This window comes from Gordonia terrae (assembly GCF_051789125.1).
GTDB classification, from domain to species: Bacteria; Actinomycetota; Actinomycetes; order Mycobacteriales; family Mycobacteriaceae; genus Gordonia; species Gordonia terrae_A.
Genome location: NZ_CP196526.1, coordinates 4,463,990 through 4,484,549, shown reverse-complemented (window position 1 = coordinate 4,484,549; position 20,560 = coordinate 4,463,990). Strand labels below are relative to the sequence as shown.

Sequence of the window (20,560 nt, the reverse complement as noted above, 5' to 3'; positions counted from 1 at the left end):
GCTCCGCGGAACCGGCACCTGCGTCACGCCGACGCGGCGACCTTCGCGTCGAGTTCGGCCATCACCAGACTGGCGTTGACCGCGGCCCCGGCCGACACCCCCTCGCCCATCGCGACGGTCACCATCGCGTGCACGGTGGTCGCGTTGCCCACGGCCCAGACCCCCGGTATGGCTGTCTCGCCCATCACACCGGTGCCGATGAGCCCGCCCATGGGTCCCTCGTCGAGGGAGCCGCCCAGACGTTCGTACAGCTCACCGCGCACGACGAACTTCGGCGCCACGACCACCGCGTCGGCGTCGAGCACCGAGCCGTCGGTCATGAGCACACCGTCGAGGACCGGCGAGCCGCCCTCGTCGCGGGTACGGACCCGCTCGACCGAACGCTCGTCGATGGCGATGTCCATCGCGGCGAGGTTCGTCCGGTCGGTCTCGGAGAGTGCGGCCGGGTCGTGGGTGATGATCGTGACCTGGTCGCTGAGCTGCCGGAACATCAGGGCCTGGTGTGCAGACATCGGACTCGTGGCGATGAGCGCGATCCGCTTGCCGCGGACCTCATAGCCGTGGCAGTACGGGCAGTGCAGGACGTCGCGTCCCCACAGTTCGGCGACACCCGGGATGTCGGGGAGCTCGTCGACGAGTCCGGTCGCGAGGATCAGTCTGCGTGCGGTCACCGTCTCGCCCGATGCGAGCGACAGGGTGAAGGAGTCGGCGTCGGTGGTGGCGTCGACGACGGTGCCCGAGCGGATCTCGGCACCGTATCCGGTCGCCTCGGCGCGGCCGCGCTCGAGCAGTTCGAGCGGGGAGATGCCGTCTTGTCCGAGGACGTTGTGTGCGCCCGCGGCCGGAGCGTTGCGCGGCGAGCCCGCATCGATCACGACCACCTTGCGCAACGAACGCGCCAGCACCGTCGCGGCGCTGAGGCCGGCGGCCCCACCGCCGATGATCGCGGCATCGTATTCGCTTGCGGTGGAATCATTTCTTGTCACAGCTGTGGACATCGAATCCTCTTTCGGAGATGAAGGTCGGGTCGTCGGGTGGTCTGTTCGCGGCGGTGATCTGGACGCGGCGGTGTTCAGGACACGGCACCGCGCGGCCGCGCGATCCAGACGAGTCGCCCGGCGCGCATGGTGAGGTCGTCGCGACGGTGCAGGGCGGTGGGATTGTCCTCGTCGAGCAGATCGTCGAGGGCGGAGACATCGGCGGGGCTCAGGGCCGACGGATGAGGGTCTGCGGATGAATGGGTCAGACGGTGCCGGAACTGGCTGAACCAATGCCGGGCGTACCGCGCGACCGACTGGCTCGGGCCGCCGCGCTCGATCTCGATGGTCTGGTGACGTAGAACGTCGTAACCGGCATCGTCGAGCGCGTCCGTCCAGTCTACGAGGGCCTCCCATCCGGCGTGGGCGGTTGCGGCCTGGCAGCGATCCTGGAGGTCCTGAAGTTCGGGGTCCTCACGGGCCGACGAGAACCTGGGCACGTCCGCCATCTCGGCGATCGCGACGACGCCGTCTTCGGCGAGCGAAGCCGCGATCGCCCGGAGCAGCCCCACCGGGTCCGCGACGTGGTGCAGCGACATCGCCGCCCACACGACGTCCGGAGAACCGAGTTCGGGCAGTCCGGCGTCGAGGTCGGCGACGACGGTGTCGAGCCGGTCGGCGAAGCCGGCGTTTTCGGCCCGCCGCGAGACGAGCTCTCCCATCTCGGGCGAGCTGTCGACCGCGACGATCCGTGCCTCGGGGAAGCGGCGTGCGAGAGCCTGCGTCCCGGTCCCTGTCCCGGCTCCGAGGTCGACGATGGTGCCGGGCGTCCGGCCCAGGGTGTCGGCGATGAGCGCGGCGGCGTCGTCGAGGTAACCGCCCATCAGCTCGGCGTCGAGGTCGAGGGCCGACACGAGATGCGCGTGATCCCCGTGCCCGTTGTGCCCGTGTCGTGCAGGGGCGCCGCTGTGAGTGGATGCGGTGTCGTGTGTTCCGGTCATGGCATCCACGGTAGCGCCGCCATGCCCCGATGGCATAGCATCTTGCCAATGACGCAAGAACTCGACGCGGTGGTCCGCCAACGCATACGTGGCCTGCGAGTGGCGAAGGGCTGGACCCTCGACGCCCTCGCGGCCCGCTGCTATCTCTCCCCGTCGACGCTGAGCCGCATCGAGACAGGCCATCGACGCGTGGCCCTCGACCAGCTCGTGCCGATCGCCCGCGCGCTGGGCACCACACTCGACCAGCTGGTGGAACCGGCCGACGACACCGATGTCGTCATCCGGCCCCAGCCGCACACCGTCGACGGCATGACGATGTGGCTGCTGTCCCGCGAGAACACCCCCCAGGGGGTCACGGTGGCGAAGGTGCGGTTCGAGCGGGAGGAACCACCGGGTGAGCTGCGCGTCCATCCCGGTTTGGAGTGGTTCACGGTGCTCTCGGGCACCATCAAGTTGTGGCTGGGCGAGCGCACCATCCTGGTTCCCACGGGCGACGCCGCCGAGTTTCCGACGATGGTCCCGCACGCGATCTGCGCCTACCAGGGACCGGCGGAGGTCTTGTCGATCATGGATCACGCCGGTGAACGTGCGCACCATCCGTCGATGCGCACGGCGACGGACACGCATGCGCACGAGAACGTGGAACACACCGCGCCCTGACATTCGGGCAACCGATGCGCCACATCGCATCGGTAAGGTTGATGCGGTGATGACTCCCCAGGTCCCGCTGAACCGACGTTCCGTGCTGGCGGCGGCCGGGGTCGGTGCGCTCGGCGTCGCGGTGGCGGCCTGCTCGGGTTCCGGGCTCGGCTCCGGCGACGACAAGCCCGCCGACCCGTCCGTCCGGCTCGCCTTCACGCCCGCTCTCGACGCCGAGCCGCCCAGCCCCACCGCGAAGGTCTCGGTCAAGGCGTCCGACGGCTTCCTCAACCCCGACGTCAAGCTGACCAATCCGCGCGGGGTCGTCGTCAAGGGTGAACTCTCCCCAGACCGTACGACGTACACGATCACCGAGCCGCTGGGTTACGGAACCGAATACACCTGGAGCGGAACCGCGGTGGGCACCGACCGCAAGGTGGTGCCGGTCGCGGGGACCTTCACGACTCTGGAACCGTCGAGCCAGGTGAACGTCGTCGTCAACATCGGCGACGGACAGGAGGTCGGCATCGCGGCGCCGATCATCCTGAAGTTCGACAGCACGGTCGAGGACAAGGAGGCGGTCGAACGTGCCCTGACGGTCACCACGACGCCACCCACCGAGGGATCGTGGGCGTGGCTCGGCGAGGACAACGGTTCTCGGGTGCACTGGCGTCCTCGCGAGTATTGGGCACCGGGCACCAAGGTCAGCATGAAGGCAGACCTCTATGGGCTCGACCATGGAGCCGGCGCGTATGGTGCAGCCGACGTGACCAGCGACTTCTCGATCGGGCGGGCACAGATCGTGAAGGCCGCGGAGCCGTCGCACCAGATCGTCGTGCAGCGCGACGGGGCGGAGTTGATGACACTGCCCTGCAGCTACGGCGGAGGCGACCTCGACCGCAACGTCACCCGCTCCGGAATCCACGTGGTGACCGAGAAATACGAAGAATTCTTCATGAGCAATCCGGCCGCGGGCTACTTCAACATCCGCGAGCGCTGGGCGGTGCGCATCTCCAACAACGGCGAATTCATCCACGCGAATCCGGAGACGGTCAACGTGCAGGGCTCCGCGAACGTCACCAACGGATGCATCAACCTCTCCGAATCCGACGCCGAGCGCTACTTCCAGGTGGCGGTGTACGGCGACCCGGTCGAGGTCACCGGGACGCGGATCCCGTTGTCGGAGGCCGACGGCGACATCTACGACTGGATCTACGACTGGGAGACCTGGCAGAGCATGTCGGCGATCAAGGGCGAGGTCCGGGAGACGTCGGTTCCCGCCACTCCCAGCGGTGCGCCCACGTCGAACGCACCGGCGCCGCGCTAGCCGGTCTTGATGTTGCGGCGGGCCGAGGCCTGATCGCGCGGCTTGAGGACGATCTGGTCGAGGTTGACGTGCGGCGGACGCGACGCGACGAAGCCGATGACCTCGGCGACGTCGTCGGCGGTCAGCGGGGTCAATCCCTCGTAGACCGCATCGGCGCGCTCTTTGTCGCCTTCGAAACGCACGAGCGAGAAGTCCGTCTCCACCATCCCCGGGAGGATCTCGGTGAGCCGGACCGGTTCGCCGAGCAGTTCGTAGCGCAGCGTGCGGTGGGTCAGCGCCTGGGCGTGTTTGGCGGAGGTGTATCCGGCACCGTTGTCGTAGGCCTCGATGGCGGCGATCGACGTGACCGCGACGATGAGTCCGTCTCCCGACGCGATGAGCGCGGGGATGAGCGCCTTGGTGATCCGTAGACTCCCGAGGACGTTGGTCTCCCACATCCAGCGCCAGTCGTCCAGGTTCGCCGTCGCGACCGGATCGAGTCCCTTGGCGCCGCCGGCATTGTTGACCAGCACGTGCACGGTGTCGAGGCCGTCGACGAATGCGGCCACCGACTCCTCGTCGGTGACGTCGAGTTGCCTACCCGTACCGCCGATCTCGTCGGCCAGCGCGGTCACCCGGTCGACGCGCCGCGCGCCGACCACCACGTGGTAACCCTGCGCGGCGAGTCGCCGCGCGGTAGCGGCGCCGATCCCCGAACTCGCTCCGGTGACCACGGCGATCGGTCGGGTGTCCGTCGGCTGGAAAGCGTTGTCAGTGCTCATGCGTTCAACCTTACGGTTCGGCACAAGCGCCGCGGCCGGGCCTCATCGCGCCCGGTGGGTTCGAGTCCACTGCTACATTCGTCGCATGCGTGGGGGAGTGATCCCGGCGGCGCTGCAACTCACGTCCACCCCGGCGGCGGCCGTGTTGCACGCGATCCGCGTGAACGGGCCGGTGACGCGAGACCAGCTGGCCTCGTCGACGGGTCTGTCGCCGGCGACCATCAACCGCCAGATCCATGCCCTCGCCGCGCACGGCCTCATCGCCGAGCGCCCCGATCTCGCGACGCCGAAATCGATTGGCAGACCCAAGAATCCGCTCACGATCGATCGGGACTCGCTGTGCGTCGCGGGGATGCACATCGGCGCGCGGCGGACGGTGCTCGTCATCGCCGACCTCGGCGGCCGGCCCCTCTACAGCCACGCCGTGCTGACCCCGACCGGCGACCAGGCCGGTGCCCTGGTGCAGCTGTGCGAGCTCCTCGCCGAGCTCGTCGCTCGCTTCAGCGGACGCCGGGTGCTCTGGGGAGGTGTGGCGGTCGGCGGGGCCGTCGACGCGGACACCGGTGTCGTGAATCACCGGGTTCTGGGCTGGCATCAACTCCCCGTGGGCGCAACGCTTGCGGCGCACCTCGACACTCCGGTATCGGTGTGCGAACACGTCGAGGCGATGGCCGCCGCCGAGCTGCTCCTGACCCATCCGCGCGAGGACCACGGATCGGGCCTGTTCTTCTACGCCCGCGAGACCGCCGGTATGGCAATGACTCTCGATGGTCGTGTCCATGTCCCGGAGCGGGGGGCGGGCACCATCGCGCACCTGCCGGTCTCCTCGCCGGTCCTCGCCCCCGGGTTCACCCGCGTCCGGCTGCAGAACGTCATCGGCAACGATGCCGCGGAGACGGCGGCTCGCCGGCTGGGCACCGATCCGACGTCGGCACGCATCGTCGACGAACGCGCGCGGGTGCTCGGCGAAGCCGTCGCGCTCATCCGGGATGTCATCAATCCCGACGCCATCGTCGTGGCGGGGGAGGCGTTCGCCGCCCATCCGCACGGCCTCGCACCGGTGCAGGCCGCCTTCGACGAGGCCACCACGCTCACCTGGCCGCTGGAGATCGCGCCGTCGAGATTCGGTGTACGCGTGCAGGAGAGTGCAGCGATCGTGGTGGCGCTCAGCGTCATCTACGCCGACCCGATCGCAGCGGTCGCCACTCTCTGACGGACGGTCCGGGCGCCTGCCACTGCCGTCGGCGCGGGCATCCCCTACGGTGAGACCATGACACTGCCACGCGACGTGTCCGCACACCTCGAGGTGCGGGTCGACGACCCGACCGAGTTGGAGATGCAGATCACCGTCGCCAAACTGCCCGGCCTGCAACTGGACGAAGAACTCAAGATCGAGTTCGACGGACGACCGCTGACCCCGGAAGAGATCATCGCGCCGCATGGTTCGCGCATCCACCGGTTGCAGCTCGACCGGGGTCTGCTCACCATCGACTACCGGGCGTCGGTCCTGACCCCCGCCGACCCGTTGCCGGTGGACATCACCGACCGCTCGATGTATCTGCGACCCAGCCGATATGCCGAGTGCGACAAGTTCTTCGGATTCGCGGCGGGGCAGTTCGACTTCTCCACGCCCGACGGGGAACTCCTCACCCAGGTGGCGTCGTTCGTCTCGAGCCGGCTGAGCTACATCCCGGGCGCGAGTGATCCGATCGACGGTGCCGCGGACACCCTGCTCGCCGGCGCCGGGGTGTGCCGGGACTATGCACACCTCGTCGTCGCCCTGCTGCGAGCGCTGAACATCCCGGCCCGCCTGGTCGCCGTCTACGCACCGGGTTGCTCGCCGATGGACTTCCACGCGGTGGCCGAGGCCATCGTCGACGGTCAGTGGGTGGCGGTCGATGCGACCGGGCTCGCTCCGCGGCAGAGTCTGGTGCGGATCGCCACCGGCCGGGACGCGGCCGACACCGCGTTCCTCGACAATCACCGTGGCTCGATCAACCTCAACTCCTACGAGGTGACCGCGACGGTGCGTGGCGACCTTCCGATCGACGACGGCACCGCCCGCGTCCAGATCGGCTGAGCGGGGTCGGTCCGGGTCAGGGACGGCCGGCGGTGGACCGCTTGGCGCGCTGCGCCGCCACGAATCCGAGAACCGTTGCGACGTCGTCGGTGTCGGCGATCCGGTAGCCGGCGGCCGTGTCGCCCTCGCCGACCTTGATGCCGATGTCGCCGGTCTCCGGACGCAGATGTGCGAAGGCCTTCTCGTCGGTCACGTCATCGCCGAGGTATATCACCGCGTCGGCGCCGATCTGTTCGCGCAGGGCGTCGAGCGCGTGTCCCTTGCTGGTCTCGATGACCGCGAGCTCGATGACCGCCTTACCCTCGGTGACGTGCACGTCCGGCCATGACGCGGGGCCCGTCCGCGCGCGAGTGAGGGCAGCGTCCGCGTCGGCGGCGGACGCGTTGCGGACGTGCAGGACGGTGCTCGCCGGTTTGACCTCGACCGTCGTTCCCGCGAATTCCTCTGCGATCGAACGCAGTTCGGCGATGATCCGGGTCAGCAGCGTACGGGCCTCGTCGGTCACCTCGACGGCGAACCCGGACTCGAACTCGCTGCCGTGGCTGCCGACGAGAATCACCGGTGCCGACAGACCCGACAGGTCGGACAGCACGGCGCGCTCGCGACCGGACACCACCGCGACGGCGGTGTCGGGCAGACGGGCTGCCGCGGTGAGCGCCTCGATCGATGCGGGGTCGGGGACGGCGTCCTCGGGACGCGACACGATGGGCGACACGCACCCGTCGTAGTCACTGGCCACGAGCAGCACCCCGGCGCCGGCGGCACGGGTCAGCGCCTCGGTGAGCTCCTCGGGGATGTCCCTGTCGCTCACTGTGACTCGTCCACCAGATGAACTCCGCGGTTCGCCGACAGCTCGGTCTCCGAGTCGGCGCCGAGGGTGCCGAGGAAGCTCTCCGCCCACTTGGTGACGTCGTGTGTGAGGACCTGCCGTCGCAGGGCGCGCATGCGACGCCTGCCTTCGTGTTCACTCTGTTCGACGGCGGCCTGGATCGCGTCTTTCACGCCGTCGAGGTCGTAGGGGTTGGCCTGATATGCCGAGCGCAGTTCGGCTGCGGCGCCGGTGAATTCGCTGAGCACGAGTGCCCCGCCCAGGTCGCCGCGGCAGGCCACGTACTCCTTGGCGACGAGGTTCATGCCGTCGCGCAGGGGAGTGACCAGCATGACGTCGGCGGCGACGAAGAACGCGAGGAGTTCTTCCCGCGGCACCGGCCGATGCAGGTACTGGACCACGGGCTGGCCGACGCTGGCGTAGGTGCCGTTGATGTTGCCGACGAGTTGCTCGATCCCGGCGCGCATCTGCTTGTAGCTCTCCACGCGCTCCCGGCTGGGGGTTGCCAGTTGCAGCATCACGGTCTCGGAGGGGTCGAGCCGCTTCTCGTCCAACAGTTCCGAGATGGCCTTGAGCCGGACGTCGATGCCCTTGGTGTAGTCGAGTCGGTCGACGCCGAGCAGGATCGTCTTGGGGTTGCCGAGTTCGCGCCGGATCTCGGCGGCGCGATCGCGGATCTTGCGCGTCTTCGCCTGCGTCGCGAGTTCGCCGGAGTCGATCGAGATGGGGAACGCGCCGACGCGGACCGTTCGGAAACCGACCTGGACCACGCCGAATCGCGAGCGCACACCCACGGTGCCCTTGCTCGTCGCCTGGCCGGCGAGGCGCCGCGCGAGGTACAGGAAGTTCTGGGCACCACCGGGAAGATGGAAGCCGATGAGATCAGCGCCGAGGAGTCCCTCGACGATCTCGGTGCGCCATGGCATCTGCATGAACAGCTCGACCGGCGGGAACGGAATGTGCAGGAAGAAGCCGATCTTCACGTCGGGCCGGAGCATGCGCAGCATCTTGGGGACGAGCTGCAGCTGATAGTCCTGCACCCAGACGACCGCACCCTCGCCGGCGGCCCTCGATGCCGCCTCCGCGAACCGGCGGTTCACCTCGACATAGGCGTTCCACCATTCGCGGTGGTACTCGGGTTTGACGATGACGTCGTGATAGAGCGGCCAGAGGGTCGCATTGGAGAATCCCTCGTAGTACTCGGCGATCTCCTGCGTCGACAGCGGCACCGCATGGATGTCGATGCCCTCGATGTCGGGGTTGTCGTCGGAGTCGGGAATCCCCGACCAGCCGACCCAGGCGCCGGTGTTGGCGCGCAGGATCGGTTCGAGCGCGGTGACGAGTCCGCCAGGACTCCGTTTCCAGTTGACCGTCCCGTCGGGCAGGACCTCTTTGTCGACCGGCAATCGGTTGGCGACGACGACGAATTCGGCGCCGTCGCGGGCGGCCCGGGGTCCTCCGCCCGCCGAATCGGCAGGCGTGTTGTCGGTGTCTCCCGCTCGCGGTGTCACCTGGTCAGGCGTTCTCGCCCGGTGCGATTCCCAGCATGGCGAGCAGCATCCGGCATTCGTCGGCGTCGGTGGCGTAGGCGGCGACGACGCGGCGAGCCGAATTGGCGGTCTCGTCGGCTACCGGTTCCAGCTCTTCGTCGGCGATGTCGGTGGTCTTCGCGGGCATGGATGTCCCCTCTTGGTGCGGCATGTCTGTGGGTCGGAGCGGCCGAGGTGGCGGCGCCCGACTTCCCATTCTACCCGGGGTGTGGCCGATGCCCACCTCGGCGGTTCAGCGGTACGGCGGCGGTGGAGGCGCCTGTGGTGGGGGTGCCGGTGGTCGGGGCGGTTGGGGCCGGGGCGACGGCGCCTGAGGTGAGGCTGCCTGCGGTGGCGGCGCCTGAGGTGAGGCCGCCTGCGGTGAGGCTGCCCGGAACGGCCGGACTCGTGGGGGTTGCGGCCGCCGGCGGTTCTCGCGCTCCTGCCGGGCCGCACCCGCCCGACGGGCTTCGCGGGCCTCGCGCGCCTCGCGGAGGGCGATGCGCCGGCGCAGTCGCCAGTCCGGTCGTGGTGGGAGCTGCGGGCGGCGCAGCGAGCGTGCCACGAACTCGCCCAGCGTGACGCCTGCGGCCAGCGCGCAGCCGATGGCCAGCGCGTTGGCGATCCAGGTGAAGCCGTCGAGTGTCTGATCGCCGAGGATGCCGTAGAGGCCGCGGTACACGGCGAGACCGGGCAGCAGTGGCGTGATGCCCGCGACGGCGACGACGAGCGGTGGCGTGAGAGCACGGCGGGCGAGCAACCCGCCGATCAGCCCGACCAGGGCGGCCGCGACACCGTTGGCGATGACGTCGCCGATGTCGGTGAAGGTCGCCGACGCGGCGACGGCCGTTCCGATGAAGCCGCCGAGGAAGGCCACGCCGAGTGCACGTGTCTCGGCGTAACTGGCCAGGGCATATGCGCACGCCGCGACCGCGCCGGCCGCGACCCTGATGGGGAGTTCGACGACCGCGAAACTCGTCGTCGTGGTGATGGTCGGCAAGAAGATGCCGACGGCTTCGAGGATGCGGATGGCCACACCGACTCCGGCGATGATGCCGCCGGTCATCAGCAGGAGCTCGAAGAACCGCGCCACACCGGTGATGGGGGCGCCGGTGATGGCGTCCTGTACCGAACCGACGAGGGACAGTCCGGACAACAGGACCACGATGCCCGCCGCGATGACCTGCGAGGGTGCGATCTGCACCCCGAGTCTCTCGGCGGCCCCGAAGACCAGCGCGGCGGGAACGACGGCGATGAAGCCGCCCACCAGTTGCTGGAAGAAGACCGGGGTGCCGATGCGGTTGAGGCTGCGGTTGATGGTGACCGTCACCACCGTGGTCGCGAACGCCAGCGCCGCGACGAGGTACTGACCGCCGAGCAGCACCGAGATACCCGAGGCCATCAGACCCCAGGCGGTGGTGGCCAGCCAGTGGGGATAGGGGTGCGGCGCGGTGATGATCTCGTCGACCATCCGGTGTGCCGTGGACGGACTGATGAATGAGTCCCGGATACGCCGGACCAACCGGTCGACCTGCGCGAGGCGGGTGAAGTCCATCGAGCGGTAGTAGACCTGCTCCATGGTCGTGATCGGGGGGAGCGTCGCGCCGCGGCGGGCACTGACGACGATCGTGTTGTAGGTGACGTCGACGTCGACGTCCTCGAGCCCGTACACCCCGGCGACGAACTTGATCTGCGTCTGGGTGTCGATCGCGCCGGTGCCCGAATCGAGCAGGACGGCACCGATTTTGGTGGCGAGGTCGAGGACCTCGGTGATCGCCGCGACGTCGAACGGCTCGATCGGTTTGCGCGGCGACACCATGATGCTGCCGGGTTCGATCGTGTCCATCGTCGCCTGGCGGGTACCGGTCAGGCGACGCAGAACACGGCCGAGCTGTTCGCGCACGCAGGCCTCCTCGGATCGGAAGAAGGGGGCTCACCTCTCGGCGAGCGGACGTCGCCTCAATCCTGACAGGAGACGCGGCCCACAGCGCACCAGGCTCTCGGTCGAGCGACCGCCGTCGGCGACGCCTCTAGGATCGCACCATGTCCTCTGTGCAGATCTTCGGTCCCAGCGGCGGCCACACCCGTAGCGCCGCCGTCGCTCCCGGAAGCCTCGTCTTCACCGCGGGCGCCGCGCCGATCGACGACGCCGGTGCGACGGTCGCGCCCGGCAACGTCCGCGAGCAGGCGCTGCAGTGCATGCGGAATCTGGAGACCGCCCTCGCCGAGGCCGGTGCCTCGCTCACCGACGTCGCGAAGGTCACCGTGTTCGTCGCCGAACACCTACAGGCAGATCTGGTGGTCGCCTGGGACGCGGTCACCGAGGTGTTCGGCGAGCACAAACCCGCGGGCAGCCTGCTCGGCGTCTCGGTTCTGGCCTACGACGACCAGCTCGTCGAGATCGAGGCGGTCGCGGCCGTCGCGGGCTGACCCGACGGCCCGCGACCGAGTGTGCGGTCGATATACTCGCGCACGCACGCCTCCTTAGCTCAGTGGTAGAGCACTCGCCTTGTAAGCGAGCGGTCGACGGTTCGAACCCGTCAGGGGGCTCAACGAGGTCCCGCCTTCCGGATCGAAGGCGGGGCCTTCTCCCGTTGTGAGCCACTCGAACCGGATGCCGAGCACACGGCTGATCGTGTCCAGCTCGTCGACCTCGAAGGCGACATTCCCGGTCATGCGGCGGGCGAGCTTCGACTGAGTGAAGCCCAGGGCTTCGGCGAGCCGGACGGCCGGCACCTGCTCCTCGGCGAGGAAGCCGCGGAGACGACGAGCGATCTGCTGTGAGCGCGGTTCGGTGGCGCGCAGTTCGTGGATCGAAGCGGTGGTCATGTCGACACAGTAAGTCGCTAATCGGGTAAACGCAACGTGAGGCGCCATTTTTCTTTGTCGAGCTGGGTATGTCGCGCTTGTCACATAGTCGCTCAGCGACTAGACATGCCCTCATGCCCCAGTTAATCGCTCAGCGACTAATCGCCAGCCGGGTTCGCGAGCTCATGAAGGACTCCGGCACCACGCAGCAGCAGGCCGCCGATGCCCTGTTCATGTCGCAGTCCGCGTTCTCGCGCCGCTACCTCGGCCGCGTCGAGTTCCGGGCGTCCGAGCTGCGCATCCTCGCCGACCTGCTGCACGTCAGCGTCTCGGACCTGGTCGACACCGACGACACCCCAGCGTCCGCATAAGCCCCCGCCGCCCGGTTCGCGGTGACGCGAGGGGAAGCCGGGCGGCGGGTTCCTACGAAGGGAATCCACCACATGTATCAATCGATTTCAGAGCACCTCGGCATCGGCTTCATCCTGGCCGCCGTCGTCGCCACGGCGTTCCTCCCCATTGGGCGCGCCGACGACTGGGACTTCGAGCCGGTCCTCGTTGACCGCGGCGTGATCCTCGGGGCCACCCGATGAGCGCCCGGCACCACCTCGACGCCATGGCCGAGGCGTACGACGAGGGATACAACGAAGGCCACCGGTCCGACGCCGTGCCGCACAACCCGTACCGCAAGCTGATCGACGACCGCCGCGAGTTCGTGCGCGAGCAGGTCGAGGACGGGTACGGCACCCTCAGCTACCCGCCGACCTCGGACACCGCGTACGACGACTGCGAGAACGTGCTCGGCGACGACAACGCCGAATGGTTCGACGCGGTCCTCGACGCGCACGACCAGTGGCACGCGCTGCAGGGGGCGGGCAGCCCGGGCGACGACCTGGCGGTGGTCAACGCGGATCCGGTCGAGCCCCGCATCTCCGATGCCGATCGTCTGCTCATTCAGGAGGCGGGCCTCGAGGTTGACCCTGGCGCGTTCGCCGCGCTGAAGGTCCGCCAGTACGTCGGCGGCGAGACCGAGGTCGTCCGGCACATGTCCTTGCGCGAGGCCGACAACCTGGGTCGCGCACTGCAGCTCGCCGTGGTCGCCGCCCGTCTCGGTGAACGGATCACGCAGTGAACGGGCCCGACCACTACCGCGAGGCAGAGCGGCTCATCGAGGAGGGTCGCGAGACCGTGGCGAAGATCGCCGCGGTGCACGAAGACCCGATGACCATGGATGAGGTTCGCGCTCGGCGCGACGACCTCGGCAAGAAGGCGATGGGGATCTGGGCGCAGGCGCAGGCGCACGCCACCCTCGGTCTCGCCGCCGCGACGGCGCTGTCCGGGGTGATCGGCAACAACGTCGCCGCGTCGAATCCGACGAACCAGCTCGCCCACGACGGCACGACCGCGGCGGCGGTCAAGGAGTGGCACAGGATCGCGACTCGGTCAGGTGAACCCCGATGACCGAGCCGACGAATCACGAGCTCATCGGGCGGCTGTACGAGCAGGTCGTCGAGCGCGGAGACATCGCGTTCATCACCTCGACGCCGGCCGAAACGAGCATCAGCGTCCATGGCCTCGACGCGAAGGTCTACCCGCTGCACAACGCGGACGACTCGACCGCGGACACCGCGATCCGGGCCCGGGCGGGCGACGGGCCGGATGCCGGCACCCACTGGCTGTACGTCGCCCGGCCGACCGCGCTCGATGCGCTCCAGGCGGCGGCGTCGTTCCTCGCCTTCCCACCTGATGCGGCTCCCGAGGATCTCCTCGCCTCGCTACGGCGGTCGCTGTCATGACCTACTACCGCACCGAGACCGACATCGCGAATGCCGCGCTCGACCTGGTCGACGAGGTGATCGACGTCGTCGACCCCGCGCAGATGCACCGGATCGTCATGCATCGATTCCGCGCTCAGCCGGAGGCGATGGCTCAGATCACCATGTGCCTCGCGATCTGGGCGAGCGAGGTCAACCTCGGCGACCTCGACAGCATCAGCTCGCGCCGCGCACTCGAGCGGCTGCGTGATCGCCTCCCACGTCCGGCGGTGGCGTCGTGAATCCTCCCGACCCGCAGAACCCAGCACCCCCGCATCGCTCACCCACTCACGTCGACCACATCGAGTGCGTCGCCTGCGCCCGCAATCTGCCCGGCCTGTTCGTCCGCATCGCGACGGGCCTGTGCGTCGCGTGCGAGCGCGCCTACGGAATTCGGAGACCAGGTCAATGACCAACACCACCAGTGTGATCCGCGTCGTGCGAGAGGGCGTCGGAATCCTGCACAACGAGCTCGCCACGGTTGCCCGGCACCTGGGCGCCGACGGAAAGGCGGACGTCGAAGAGTACGAGCGACGCGCCGCCGAAGCCGAAAAGGTCTACCGGCACTTCAGGAATCTGGCCACGGCGTGCCGGACGTTCGGTCGCCTCGGAACACTCGAGGAGGGTCAGGATCTCGCCGACTACCTAATCACTGAGGGTTGGCGTCCGCCCGCATACATCCCGGTCGAGAAGGTCGACAGTGACCACGACGAGGTGCCCGTCACGGAGAGCAAACCGGCCGAGCCGGGGCGCGTGACCGATCGGCAGATCAGCGACGCCCGGATGACGCTCTGGCGGCACAACAACGGCTTCAGTGTCACCGAGGGTGAGCTCGCGCTGGCTCTCGCTCGTGCGCTGTCCGCCCTCGAAGAGGCTCGTCAATGAGCACCGTCGTCGAGCAGCTCGCGGCGGCCGTCATCGATCTCGCCACGGACATGCCCGGTCACAAGCCGATCCGTTCGGCGTTCTGGGACGACACGACTGCCTGGCACGTCGATGGGGCGCCGAACTCAATCCTCGCGTATGCCGTCGAGTCAGTCGCGAAGATCGCGGCGAAGATCCCGGCCGACGCGTTCACGTCGATGGCGAACGTTGGTATGGCATCCGAGAACCTGCCGCGGTGGGGCGTGAAGCTGTCCGAGCCCTGGGCGAAGTGGTTCGACGCAATCGTCCGCGCCGAGCACCAGGGCGAGACGTGGGGGCAGGCACTCGCGACCGCGGGGCCGATCCCGACACTGATCGATGAGTTCCGCGACGTCCAGGCCCACCGGCTCGACCTGGAGCACGACGCGGCTGCGCTCGTGCCGGTTGAAGTAGTCGACGACATCATCGACGCCGAGGTCGTCGAGGAGGTCCCCGAAGCCGACGGCATCTATTCCGATGTGCCCGAGGATGTCTACCACGGAGACCCCGGCTCGATCTCGTCTTCGCAGGCGCGGACGATCCTCAAGCCCGGCGGGCCTGCGCTGATGCGCTACGCCCCGCGCAAGGAGAAGCGCGAGTGGGACTACGGCCACGTCGCCCACGAGCTGATCCTCGGCAAGGGCTCGGGCATCGAGGTCGTCGACGCCCCCGATTGGCGCACGAAGGCGGCGAAAGAGAAGGCCGCCGAGGCGCGCGCGGCCGGCCGGGTCCCGATCCTGCGCGAGAAGTTCGAGCAGGCCGAGAGGCTGCGCGATGCCGTGCTCGCGCACCCGGACGCATCGGTGGTGTTCGAGACCGGCGTGCCCGAGCAGTCGATCTACGCGCACGACCCGGAGACCGGCGTCCGCCTGCGGTGCCGCCCCGACTGGCACACCGGGATCGCGTTCGCGGACCTCAAGACCACCAAGGACGCAGCGAATTTCGAGAAGTCGGTTCGCGAGTACGGCTACCACCAGCAGGAGGCGTTCTATCGCGACGTCGCCGCGCTGGCCGGGATTGAGATCGGGCCGTTCGTGTTCGTGGCCGTCGAGAAGGAGCCGCCATACCTGACGGCCGTCGTCGAGCTGAGCGCCGAGGACGTCGACCTCGGTCGCCGACTCAATCGGGCAGCGATCGACCTCTACGCCCACTGCCGCCGGACGGACACCTGGCCCGGCCTACCCGCCGGCGTCCGCACCATCACCCTCCCGCCCTGGGCGTACACCGACGCCGAGAAGGCAATCGACCGAGTCCACAACATGATTGGAGAACTGACCGCATGACCAGCAACGAGATCCAGCAGCAGCAGACCGCCACCGACGAGCTGTCCCTGCTCCCGCCTCACCAGCCGATCCGCGCGCAGGCGTTCGACCAGCTCGCGCAGACCGTCGAGGCGATGAAACTCGCCGGCCAGTTCGCCGCGAGCATGTGCAAGACGACCGCGGTTCCCGACGTCTACCGCATCGGGTCCAAGGCGAACTCGGATCGCAAGCCGGAGGACGTGATCGCGAACGCGGCCGCGGCAGTCATCTACGGCCTCGAGTTGGAACTCACGCCTTCGCAGGCGCTTCAAAATGTGTTCAGCGTCGGCGGCAAGCCCGCGATCTACGCCCGCACGGCGGCCGCCCTGCTACAGCGACGCGGGTACCGATTCTCGACCGTCGAGTCGACCGACAAGTCCGTGACCGTTCGGGGCTGGTCCCGCGACGGCGAGCTCGTCGAGGAGTCGACGTGGACCATTGAGCGGGCCGAGCAGGCGGGCTACGCCCCGACGATTGACCCGAAGACCGGCGATCTCCGTAAGAACAAGTGGAACAAGCCGATCGGTAACGAGAAGTACCTGACCGATCCGCAGGCGATGCTCTACTCGAAGGCGCTCATGGAGGTCTGCCGCAAGCTGGCGCCCGACGTGCTACTCGGCATCGCCGACCGCGACGACGCTCACCTCTTCGAGGCCGAGGCTCCGCGTCGCGTGCAGAACACCGCGCCCGCCCAGAACAACGATCTCCGCGCCCGTCTCGCCGGGAAGCCGAGCGCCGACGAGCCGCAGGCCGAGGATGCCCCGACTCCCACCGACGAGCCGACCTCGCCAGCTGAGGAGGCTGTGCCGACGGACACGGCTGACGAGGCGCAGCCCGAGCCCGAACCCGAGCCGTCGAACGCAACCGACGAGCCGAGTTCTGACCAGCCCGAGCCCAAGGCTGCTGCCGACCAGGGGGCCGACACCGAGGACTCGAAGTCCGACGCCGCACAGACATCCGAGGACAACACTGAGCCGCCGCACCCGGCTGATGCGCCCCCCGAAGCGGCAACCAAGCGCGCGGTACCCCCGATCACAAAGTTGCAGCTCTCCAAGCTGTGGACCGTGCTCGGCAAAGAGGGCCTGACCGATCGCGACCAGGCCCTCGAATGGATCGGCTCGCAGCTCCAACGCGAGGTCACCTCGACGAAGGAACTTACCAAGACCGAAGCGGCGCAGTTGATCGACTTCCTCGAGAAGGCCCAGGCTGCCGACGCCGCCAAGGGCACGCAGTGATCGTCACCGAGATCATCCCGTCGACCACGCGGGAGTACGAGGTCGTCCACATGGCAGCCAATACCCAGCGCGCCCAGATCCGCGCGTCGGGACGCGAGCCGTGGATCTGGCTGGTCGCCTGGCCGTCGACGCGCCTGCTCGAGATCGACGCCCGGTATGCGGTCCAGTTCTACCCGCACATGCTCGCGAACCTTGGCCTCGGCGCCGAGACCTCGATCGGCTCACTCGCGCAACGTCTCTGTGCTCAGTGCGTCGCCCACACACTGTCGGCCGCCGGCCTGTCAGATCCCAACCATCCCGACCTGTTCCGGAAGGACGCAAACACATGACCGAATACGACGAGACCACCGGCCTGCCCACCGAGACCCACCAGGCCCCGGACGACGTGCCGAAGGCGAACCCCGAGATCCCGCTCGGCACGGGCATCGAGATCAACGGCGAGGTGATCACCGAGGCGAAGATCAAGTTCGTCGGCGGCATGTCGCCTGCGGCACTGAAGAATCCCCCGACTCGCCGGGGCCAGACTCGGGCTTACATCGTCCTCGCAACGTGCGAGAAGCACCACGTCAAGGAGATCAACGACGAGACGGTCGTCGAGATCGACATGAAGCCCTACGTGATCTACGACCGCGACCTCGGGCCGTTCGGCGACCAGATCGAACGCGGCCCCGAGGAGAAGGTCGCCACCGACCCCGACGACGACGTCAAGGACGGCGACGACCACGGGCCCGGGCTGTTCGACGCGGCGGGCAATGTGGCCGGCGACCTCGACGGGGATGTCGACGACGAGGTCGACTGCGAGATTGTCGACGAGGACGAGGGTGGCGACACCGAGGGTAGCGATGTCGTCCACTGGTCCGACGCCCCCGACGGCGGCCAGCAGTGAGCGCCGCTTTCGCGCTGACGATCGCGATCATCGGCAACGTCATCGTCATCCTCGCAGCAGCGGGGCTCATCATCGCCGTGTTCGAGTGGATCGCCGGAGAGTGGCGCCCCATCGTCGCAGCAATCGCGACGGTCGTTGTCGCCCTGTCGCTCTGGGCAACCATCTGGGGGTATGTCACCTACACGGCGCACCAACGCGAGCAGTGCGAGGCCGCGGGGTACGAGTGGATCACTGACACCTGCTACGGCGTGAACGTCAACATCAACGGCGGTGCTCAGTGAGCGCGCCCGCGATGGTCCCGATCAACCGCGCCGAGGGCGATTTCCCGTCTGACCGGCCGACCACCTTCACCGACGGCTACAACCGGTCCCAGGTGCTCGTGCCGATCGAACAGTTGCAGGAAGCCGAGGCCCGCGCTCAGCGGGCCTCGGCCGTGGCCGACCGGCTCGCCGCCGACTGCGACCGGCTGACGGCCGAGCGGGACGCAGCCCTTGCGGAGAGGGTGAACCTCACCGGCTGGCTACTCACCGAGATCGGCGACGGGAATGACGCCGGGGCGACCCTGATCGACCTGGTGCGCCGATACGCGGAGGAGGAGTGCGCCGTCGCCAACGCCTTGCGCGATTCGTGGCAGCGAGACGCAGACGACGCGGCAATCCTGATCGAGCGCATCAAGGCTGGCGATCTGGCGTGGGACGGCTCCGCCTGGGTTGAACCCGTGGTCAACGCCAAGGTCATCGACCACACCGATCCCGACCAGATCCGGTGCGCGGCCGGAGTGATCGAGGGCATCGCCATGGACGCGGGCAGCCCGCGTCCGCACGCGACGATGGTCAACGCGGCAGGGCTTCGACACCGCGCCGAGCAGATCGAGGCGCGGTCATGAGCGGGCACATCAGCCGCGAGGAACTGATCGAGCTGTGCACTGATGGCGTGGTGCCGCAGGGGAAGTGGCGTAACCGCGACTCCGCATCCGCGCAGATCCAACTCGGGCAGGCGCGCGCACTCCTGGCCGCCGACTGCGAGTTTCACGTCATCAACCGGGGATCGATGGCGAGCGACGACAAGACGATTTGGGTCGAGATCTCCTGGTTCGGCTTTTCGCACTTCGAGTACGGCAGCAGCGCGACGGACGACGACACGTTCTACATCCCCACCCGCGCTCGACTCGACGCCGTCGAGGGAAAGGACTGGTACTGATGATCGCCGGCACAGTCGCATTCGTCGACACCGAGACGACCGGCCTCGACCGGGGCGCGGAGGTCTGGGAGTTCGCGGCGATCATCCGCCGCGGCGACGGCAGTGAGTCGACGGTCCACATCCACATCGACCACGACTTCGAGTACGCCGCCACCCTGGACGAGAGGTTCCGCGCCGACCACGACGCCCGGTTCGGTGCGGCCAGCGACATGCATGTCTACAGCCGAGCCGGCGCCGCGAGCATCATTCACGCGGCGCTCGCGGGCACGCACATCGTCGGGGTCAACCCGGCGTTCGATGCCAGGGTGCTCGATCGGCTCCTGGACCTCGCGGGCCTGCAACCGTCATGGCACTACCACCTGATCGACCTCGCGGCGATGAGCCTCGGCGTCATTCTGCGCGATGGCGAGGGCGTCGAACTCCCGTGGCGCTCTGACGACCTGGCCGCGGAGGTGATGCCGATGGTCGACCCCGACGGTGAGCCGCTGTACGCCCGGCACACGGCGATGGGCGACGTCCTGTGGGCGCGTGACTGGTTCGATGCGCTATGCGCGATCGGCGGTAGGGCATCGTGACCGCCTATCCCGCCGGCATGACGCTGCGGCCGATCGAGCACTGGCCAAGGAAGCTGACCGCGAACCGAGAGCGGTCGCCGTTCTCGGCGCCATGGAGCGCGACGCTCGAACTCCTCGAGCGGGAGCTGTCGCACCTCTCGTCCGATCCGCGGCGGTTCGTCGCGCCGTCGGTGCTTCAGATCGCGATGCGAGAGCAGGACTTCCGGCTCGACGGGATGCCGCGGGCGAACGCGCGGCCGGAACACCCGGGGGTGATCCTGTCCGTCGAGTCGCACGCGCGGGGCTCGCTGTCGTTCCCGTGTGACAAGTACCTGACCTGGCAGGACAACTTGCGGGCGATCGCGCTGTCCCTCGAAGCTCTGCGAAGGGTCGACCGGTACGGCACCACCCCGAATGCCGAGCAGTACACCGGCTGGAAGCAGCTTCCCGGCGGCGGCGGCGCGGGCGCACCCTCGACGGCCGACTCCGAGATGGTGATCCTCTCTTACGCGGACCTGCCGATCGGTGAGACGGCGACGCTGGGCCACGCGTACCGGCGAGCACGGGCGAACAGCCATCCGGATCGGCACGGCGGCGACCGCGCAGCGTGGGACGCCGTCGAAGCCGCCGCCGCAGTCCTCCGAGCCGCGGGGAAACTGTCGTGATCCGCCGCCTGCTGCGCCTCGCCTTCGCGCCGTTCCGCGTCGGCGTCCGGC

Annotated in this window: 28 protein-coding genes and 1 tRNA gene; 22 read left to right on the top strand and 7 right to left on the bottom strand. The window is 68.6% G+C overall.

All coding sequences use genetic code 11. From position 1 onward, the window contains the following. Window positions 1-23 precede the first annotated feature (23 nt). A complete protein-coding gene (locus tag ACSUZC_RS20435) occupies window positions 24-998 on the bottom strand; it encodes an NAD(P)/FAD-dependent oxidoreductase (protein ID WP_439030280.1) in 975 nt (324 codons plus the stop codon). Window positions 999-1,072: 74 nt separating this feature from the next. Further along, window positions 1,073-1,978 (bottom strand): class I SAM-dependent methyltransferase, encoded by a 906-nt coding sequence (locus ACSUZC_RS20430; protein ID WP_439030279.1) that lies wholly within the window; start codon window positions 1,976-1,978, stop codon window positions 1,073-1,075. Between the two features lie 48 nt (window positions 1,979-2,026). On the opposite strand from ACSUZC_RS20430, the gene ACSUZC_RS20425 reads away from it, so the two are divergent. Both ACSUZC_RS20425 and ACSUZC_RS20420 read left to right on the top strand, forming a co-directional pair. After that, window positions 2,027-2,638, top strand: coding sequence for a helix-turn-helix domain-containing protein (locus ACSUZC_RS20425; RefSeq protein ID WP_439030278.1), 612 nt, complete (start codon window positions 2,027-2,029; stop codon window positions 2,636-2,638). Window positions 2,639-2,687: 49 nt separating this feature from the next. Next, window positions 2,688-3,944: a L,D-transpeptidase gene (locus tag ACSUZC_RS20420; RefSeq protein ID WP_439033187.1), complete on the top strand. Its 1,257-nt coding sequence runs from the start codon at window positions 2,688-2,690 to the stop codon at window positions 3,942-3,944. Here ACSUZC_RS20420 and ACSUZC_RS20415 read toward each other — a convergent pair. Beyond that, window positions 3,941-4,705, bottom strand: a complete 765-nt coding sequence (locus ACSUZC_RS20415) for an SDR family NAD(P)-dependent oxidoreductase (RefSeq protein ID WP_439030277.1) — start codon at window positions 4,703-4,705, stop codon at window positions 3,941-3,943. The two genes, ACSUZC_RS20420 and ACSUZC_RS20415, sit on opposite strands and share 4 nt — an antisense overlap. Window positions 4,706-4,790: 85 nt before the next feature. On the opposite strand from ACSUZC_RS20415, the gene ACSUZC_RS20410 reads away from it, so the two are divergent. Then, window positions 4,791-5,918, top strand: a complete 1,128-nt coding sequence (locus ACSUZC_RS20410; protein WP_439030276.1) for an ROK family protein — start codon at window positions 4,791-4,793, stop codon at window positions 5,916-5,918. Window positions 5,919-5,975: 57 nt separating this feature from the next. Next, complete coding sequence (locus ACSUZC_RS20405; protein WP_439030275.1) at window positions 5,976-6,785, top strand: transglutaminase-like domain-containing protein; 810 nt, start codon at window positions 5,976-5,978, stop codon at window positions 6,783-6,785. Between the two features lie 16 nt (window positions 6,786-6,801). Here the strand turns inward: ACSUZC_RS20405 and otsB are convergent, their stop codons facing one another. The 4 genes from otsB to ACSUZC_RS20385 all read right to left on the bottom strand — a co-directional run bounded on the left by otsB (window position 6,802) and on the right by ACSUZC_RS20385 (window position 11,046). Next, window positions 6,802-7,596, bottom strand: coding sequence for a trehalose-phosphatase (otsB, locus tag ACSUZC_RS20400; RefSeq protein ID WP_439030274.1), 795 nt, complete (start codon window positions 7,594-7,596; stop codon window positions 6,802-6,804). Then, window positions 7,593-9,125, bottom strand: coding sequence for an alpha,alpha-trehalose-phosphate synthase (UDP-forming) (locus ACSUZC_RS20395; RefSeq protein ID WP_439030273.1), 1,533 nt, complete (start codon window positions 9,123-9,125; stop codon window positions 7,593-7,595). The genes otsB and ACSUZC_RS20395 overlap by 4 nt, the downstream gene beginning before the upstream one ends. Window positions 9,126-9,129: 4 nt before the next feature. Then, complete coding sequence (locus tag ACSUZC_RS20390) at window positions 9,130-9,291, bottom strand: hypothetical protein (protein WP_005200235.1); 162 nt, start codon at window positions 9,289-9,291, stop codon at window positions 9,130-9,132. 105 nt (window positions 9,292-9,396) lie between these two features. Then, on the bottom strand, window positions 9,397-11,046 hold the full coding sequence (locus ACSUZC_RS20385) for a threonine/serine ThrE exporter family protein (RefSeq protein ID WP_439030272.1): 1,650 nt from the start codon (window positions 11,044-11,046) through the stop codon (window positions 9,397-9,399). 140 nt (window positions 11,047-11,186) lie between these two features. Here ACSUZC_RS20385 and ACSUZC_RS20380 point away from each other — a divergent pair, with 140 nt between their 5' ends. The 18 genes from ACSUZC_RS20380 (at window position 11,187) to ACSUZC_RS20295 (ending at window position 20,509) form a co-directional block, all read left to right on the top strand. Beyond that, window positions 11,187-11,573, top strand: a complete 387-nt coding sequence (locus ACSUZC_RS20380; protein WP_439030271.1) for a RidA family protein — start codon at window positions 11,187-11,189, stop codon at window positions 11,571-11,573. A gap of 48 nt (window positions 11,574-11,621) precedes the next feature. Then, window positions 11,622-11,693: transfer RNA gene (locus ACSUZC_RS20375), tRNA-Thr, on the top strand. A gap of 392 nt (window positions 11,694-12,085) precedes the next feature. Then, window positions 12,086-12,322 (top strand): helix-turn-helix domain-containing protein, encoded by a 237-nt coding sequence (locus ACSUZC_RS20370; RefSeq protein WP_439030270.1) that lies wholly within the window; start codon window positions 12,086-12,088, stop codon window positions 12,320-12,322. Between the two features lie 72 nt (window positions 12,323-12,394). Beyond that, entirely contained in the window at window positions 12,395-12,544 is a 150-nt protein-coding gene (locus ACSUZC_RS20365; protein WP_439030269.1) for a hypothetical protein, read from the top strand. Further along, complete coding sequence (locus ACSUZC_RS20360) at window positions 12,541-13,083, top strand: hypothetical protein (RefSeq protein WP_439030268.1); 543 nt, start codon at window positions 12,541-12,543, stop codon at window positions 13,081-13,083. Before ACSUZC_RS20365 ends, ACSUZC_RS20360 begins: the two co-directional genes overlap by 4 nt. Beyond that, the gene (locus tag ACSUZC_RS20355; RefSeq protein WP_439030267.1) at window positions 13,080-13,412 is read left to right on the top strand and encodes a hypothetical protein; all 333 of its coding nucleotides are present in this window, start codon (window positions 13,080-13,082) and stop codon (window positions 13,410-13,412) included. The genes ACSUZC_RS20360 and ACSUZC_RS20355 overlap by 4 nt, the downstream gene beginning before the upstream one ends. After that, complete coding sequence (locus tag ACSUZC_RS20350) at window positions 13,409-13,747, top strand: hypothetical protein (RefSeq protein ID WP_439030266.1); 339 nt, start codon at window positions 13,409-13,411, stop codon at window positions 13,745-13,747. Before ACSUZC_RS20355 ends, ACSUZC_RS20350 begins: the two co-directional genes overlap by 4 nt. Next, window positions 13,744-14,007, top strand: a complete 264-nt coding sequence (locus tag ACSUZC_RS20345) for a hypothetical protein (RefSeq protein WP_439030265.1) — start codon at window positions 13,744-13,746, stop codon at window positions 14,005-14,007. The genes ACSUZC_RS20350 and ACSUZC_RS20345 overlap by 4 nt, the downstream gene beginning before the upstream one ends. Window positions 14,008-14,173: 166 nt before the next feature. After that, window positions 14,174-14,650 (top strand): hypothetical protein, encoded by a 477-nt coding sequence (locus tag ACSUZC_RS20340; protein WP_439030264.1) that lies wholly within the window; start codon window positions 14,174-14,176, stop codon window positions 14,648-14,650. Continuing rightward, entirely contained in the window at window positions 14,647-15,951 is a 1,305-nt protein-coding gene (locus ACSUZC_RS20335; RefSeq protein WP_439030263.1) for a PD-(D/E)XK nuclease-like domain-containing protein, read from the top strand. Before ACSUZC_RS20340 ends, ACSUZC_RS20335 begins: the two co-directional genes overlap by 4 nt. Next, window positions 15,948-17,204, top strand: coding sequence for a hypothetical protein (locus ACSUZC_RS20330; protein ID WP_439030262.1), 1,257 nt, complete (start codon window positions 15,948-15,950; stop codon window positions 17,202-17,204). The genes ACSUZC_RS20335 and ACSUZC_RS20330 overlap by 4 nt, the downstream gene beginning before the upstream one ends. Next, a complete protein-coding gene (locus ACSUZC_RS20325; RefSeq protein WP_439030261.1) occupies window positions 17,201-17,533 on the top strand; it encodes a hypothetical protein in 333 nt (110 codons plus the stop codon). The genes ACSUZC_RS20330 and ACSUZC_RS20325 overlap by 4 nt, the downstream gene beginning before the upstream one ends. Then, window positions 17,530-18,090: a hypothetical protein gene (locus tag ACSUZC_RS20320; RefSeq protein WP_439030260.1), complete on the top strand. Its 561-nt coding sequence runs from the start codon at window positions 17,530-17,532 to the stop codon at window positions 18,088-18,090. The genes ACSUZC_RS20325 and ACSUZC_RS20320 overlap by 4 nt, the downstream gene beginning before the upstream one ends. Next, entirely contained in the window at window positions 18,087-18,371 is a 285-nt protein-coding gene (locus tag ACSUZC_RS20315; RefSeq protein WP_439030259.1) for a hypothetical protein, read from the top strand. The genes ACSUZC_RS20320 and ACSUZC_RS20315 overlap by 4 nt, the downstream gene beginning before the upstream one ends. Further along, window positions 18,368-18,976, top strand: a complete 609-nt coding sequence (locus tag ACSUZC_RS20310) for a hypothetical protein (RefSeq protein WP_439030258.1) — start codon at window positions 18,368-18,370, stop codon at window positions 18,974-18,976. The genes ACSUZC_RS20315 and ACSUZC_RS20310 overlap by 4 nt, the downstream gene beginning before the upstream one ends. Next, the gene (locus ACSUZC_RS20305; RefSeq protein WP_439030257.1) at window positions 18,973-19,290 is read left to right on the top strand and encodes a hypothetical protein; all 318 of its coding nucleotides are present in this window, start codon (window positions 18,973-18,975) and stop codon (window positions 19,288-19,290) included. The genes ACSUZC_RS20310 and ACSUZC_RS20305 overlap by 4 nt, the downstream gene beginning before the upstream one ends. After that, window positions 19,290-19,865, top strand: coding sequence for a hypothetical protein (locus ACSUZC_RS20300; protein WP_439030256.1), 576 nt, complete (start codon window positions 19,290-19,292; stop codon window positions 19,863-19,865). The genes ACSUZC_RS20305 and ACSUZC_RS20300 overlap by 1 nt, the downstream gene beginning before the upstream one ends. Then, the gene (locus tag ACSUZC_RS20295) at window positions 19,862-20,509 is read left to right on the top strand and encodes a molecular chaperone DnaJ (protein ID WP_439030255.1); all 648 of its coding nucleotides are present in this window, start codon (window positions 19,862-19,864) and stop codon (window positions 20,507-20,509) included. Before ACSUZC_RS20300 ends, ACSUZC_RS20295 begins: the two co-directional genes overlap by 4 nt. Window positions 20,510-20,560: the final 51 nt, after the last annotated feature.

Excerpts from the sequence above, each read along its gene's own strand:
- ACSUZC_RS20435 (WP_439030280.1), bottom strand. The coding sequence starts at position 998 with ATGTCCACAGCTGTGACAAGAAATGATTCCACCGCAAGCGAATACGAT.
- ACSUZC_RS20430 (WP_439030279.1), bottom strand. The coding sequence starts at position 1,978 with ATGACCGGAACACACGACACCGCATCCACTCACAGCGGCGCCCCTGCA.
- ACSUZC_RS20425 (WP_439030278.1), top strand. The coding sequence starts at position 2,027 with ATGACGCAAGAACTCGACGCGGTGGTCCGCCAACGCATACGTGGCCTG.
- ACSUZC_RS20420 (WP_439033187.1), top strand. The coding sequence starts at position 2,688 with ATGACTCCCCAGGTCCCGCTGAACCGACGTTCCGTGCTGGCGGCGGCC.
- ACSUZC_RS20415 (WP_439030277.1), bottom strand. The coding sequence starts at position 4,705 with ATGAGCACTGACAACGCTTTCCAGCCGACGGACACCCGACCGATCGCC.
- ACSUZC_RS20410 (WP_439030276.1), top strand. The coding sequence starts at position 4,791 with ATGCGTGGGGGAGTGATCCCGGCGGCGCTGCAACTCACGTCCACCCCG.
- ACSUZC_RS20405 (WP_439030275.1), top strand. The coding sequence starts at position 5,976 with ATGACACTGCCACGCGACGTGTCCGCACACCTCGAGGTGCGGGTCGAC.
- ACSUZC_RS20390 (WP_005200235.1), bottom strand. The coding sequence starts at position 9,291 with ATGCCCGCGAAGACCACCGACATCGCCGACGAAGAGCTGGAACCGGTA.
- ACSUZC_RS20380 (WP_439030271.1), top strand. The coding sequence starts at position 11,187 with ATGTCCTCTGTGCAGATCTTCGGTCCCAGCGGCGGCCACACCCGTAGC.
- ACSUZC_RS20370 (WP_439030270.1), top strand. The coding sequence starts at position 12,086 with ATGCCCCAGTTAATCGCTCAGCGACTAATCGCCAGCCGGGTTCGCGAG.
- ACSUZC_RS20365 (WP_439030269.1), top strand. The coding sequence starts at position 12,395 with ATGTATCAATCGATTTCAGAGCACCTCGGCATCGGCTTCATCCTGGCC.
- ACSUZC_RS20360 (WP_439030268.1), top strand. The coding sequence starts at position 12,541 with ATGAGCGCCCGGCACCACCTCGACGCCATGGCCGAGGCGTACGACGAG.
- ACSUZC_RS20350 (WP_439030266.1), top strand. The coding sequence starts at position 13,409 with ATGACCGAGCCGACGAATCACGAGCTCATCGGGCGGCTGTACGAGCAG.
- ACSUZC_RS20345 (WP_439030265.1), top strand. The coding sequence starts at position 13,744 with ATGACCTACTACCGCACCGAGACCGACATCGCGAATGCCGCGCTCGAC.
- ACSUZC_RS20340 (WP_439030264.1), top strand. The coding sequence starts at position 14,174 with ATGACCAACACCACCAGTGTGATCCGCGTCGTGCGAGAGGGCGTCGGA.
- ACSUZC_RS20335 (WP_439030263.1), top strand. The coding sequence starts at position 14,647 with ATGAGCACCGTCGTCGAGCAGCTCGCGGCGGCCGTCATCGATCTCGCC.
- ACSUZC_RS20330 (WP_439030262.1), top strand. The coding sequence starts at position 15,948 with ATGACCAGCAACGAGATCCAGCAGCAGCAGACCGCCACCGACGAGCTG.
- ACSUZC_RS20320 (WP_439030260.1), top strand. The coding sequence starts at position 17,530 with ATGACCGAATACGACGAGACCACCGGCCTGCCCACCGAGACCCACCAG.
- ACSUZC_RS20305 (WP_439030257.1), top strand. The coding sequence starts at position 18,973 with ATGAGCGGGCACATCAGCCGCGAGGAACTGATCGAGCTGTGCACTGAT.
- ACSUZC_RS20300 (WP_439030256.1), top strand. The coding sequence starts at position 19,290 with ATGATCGCCGGCACAGTCGCATTCGTCGACACCGAGACGACCGGCCTC.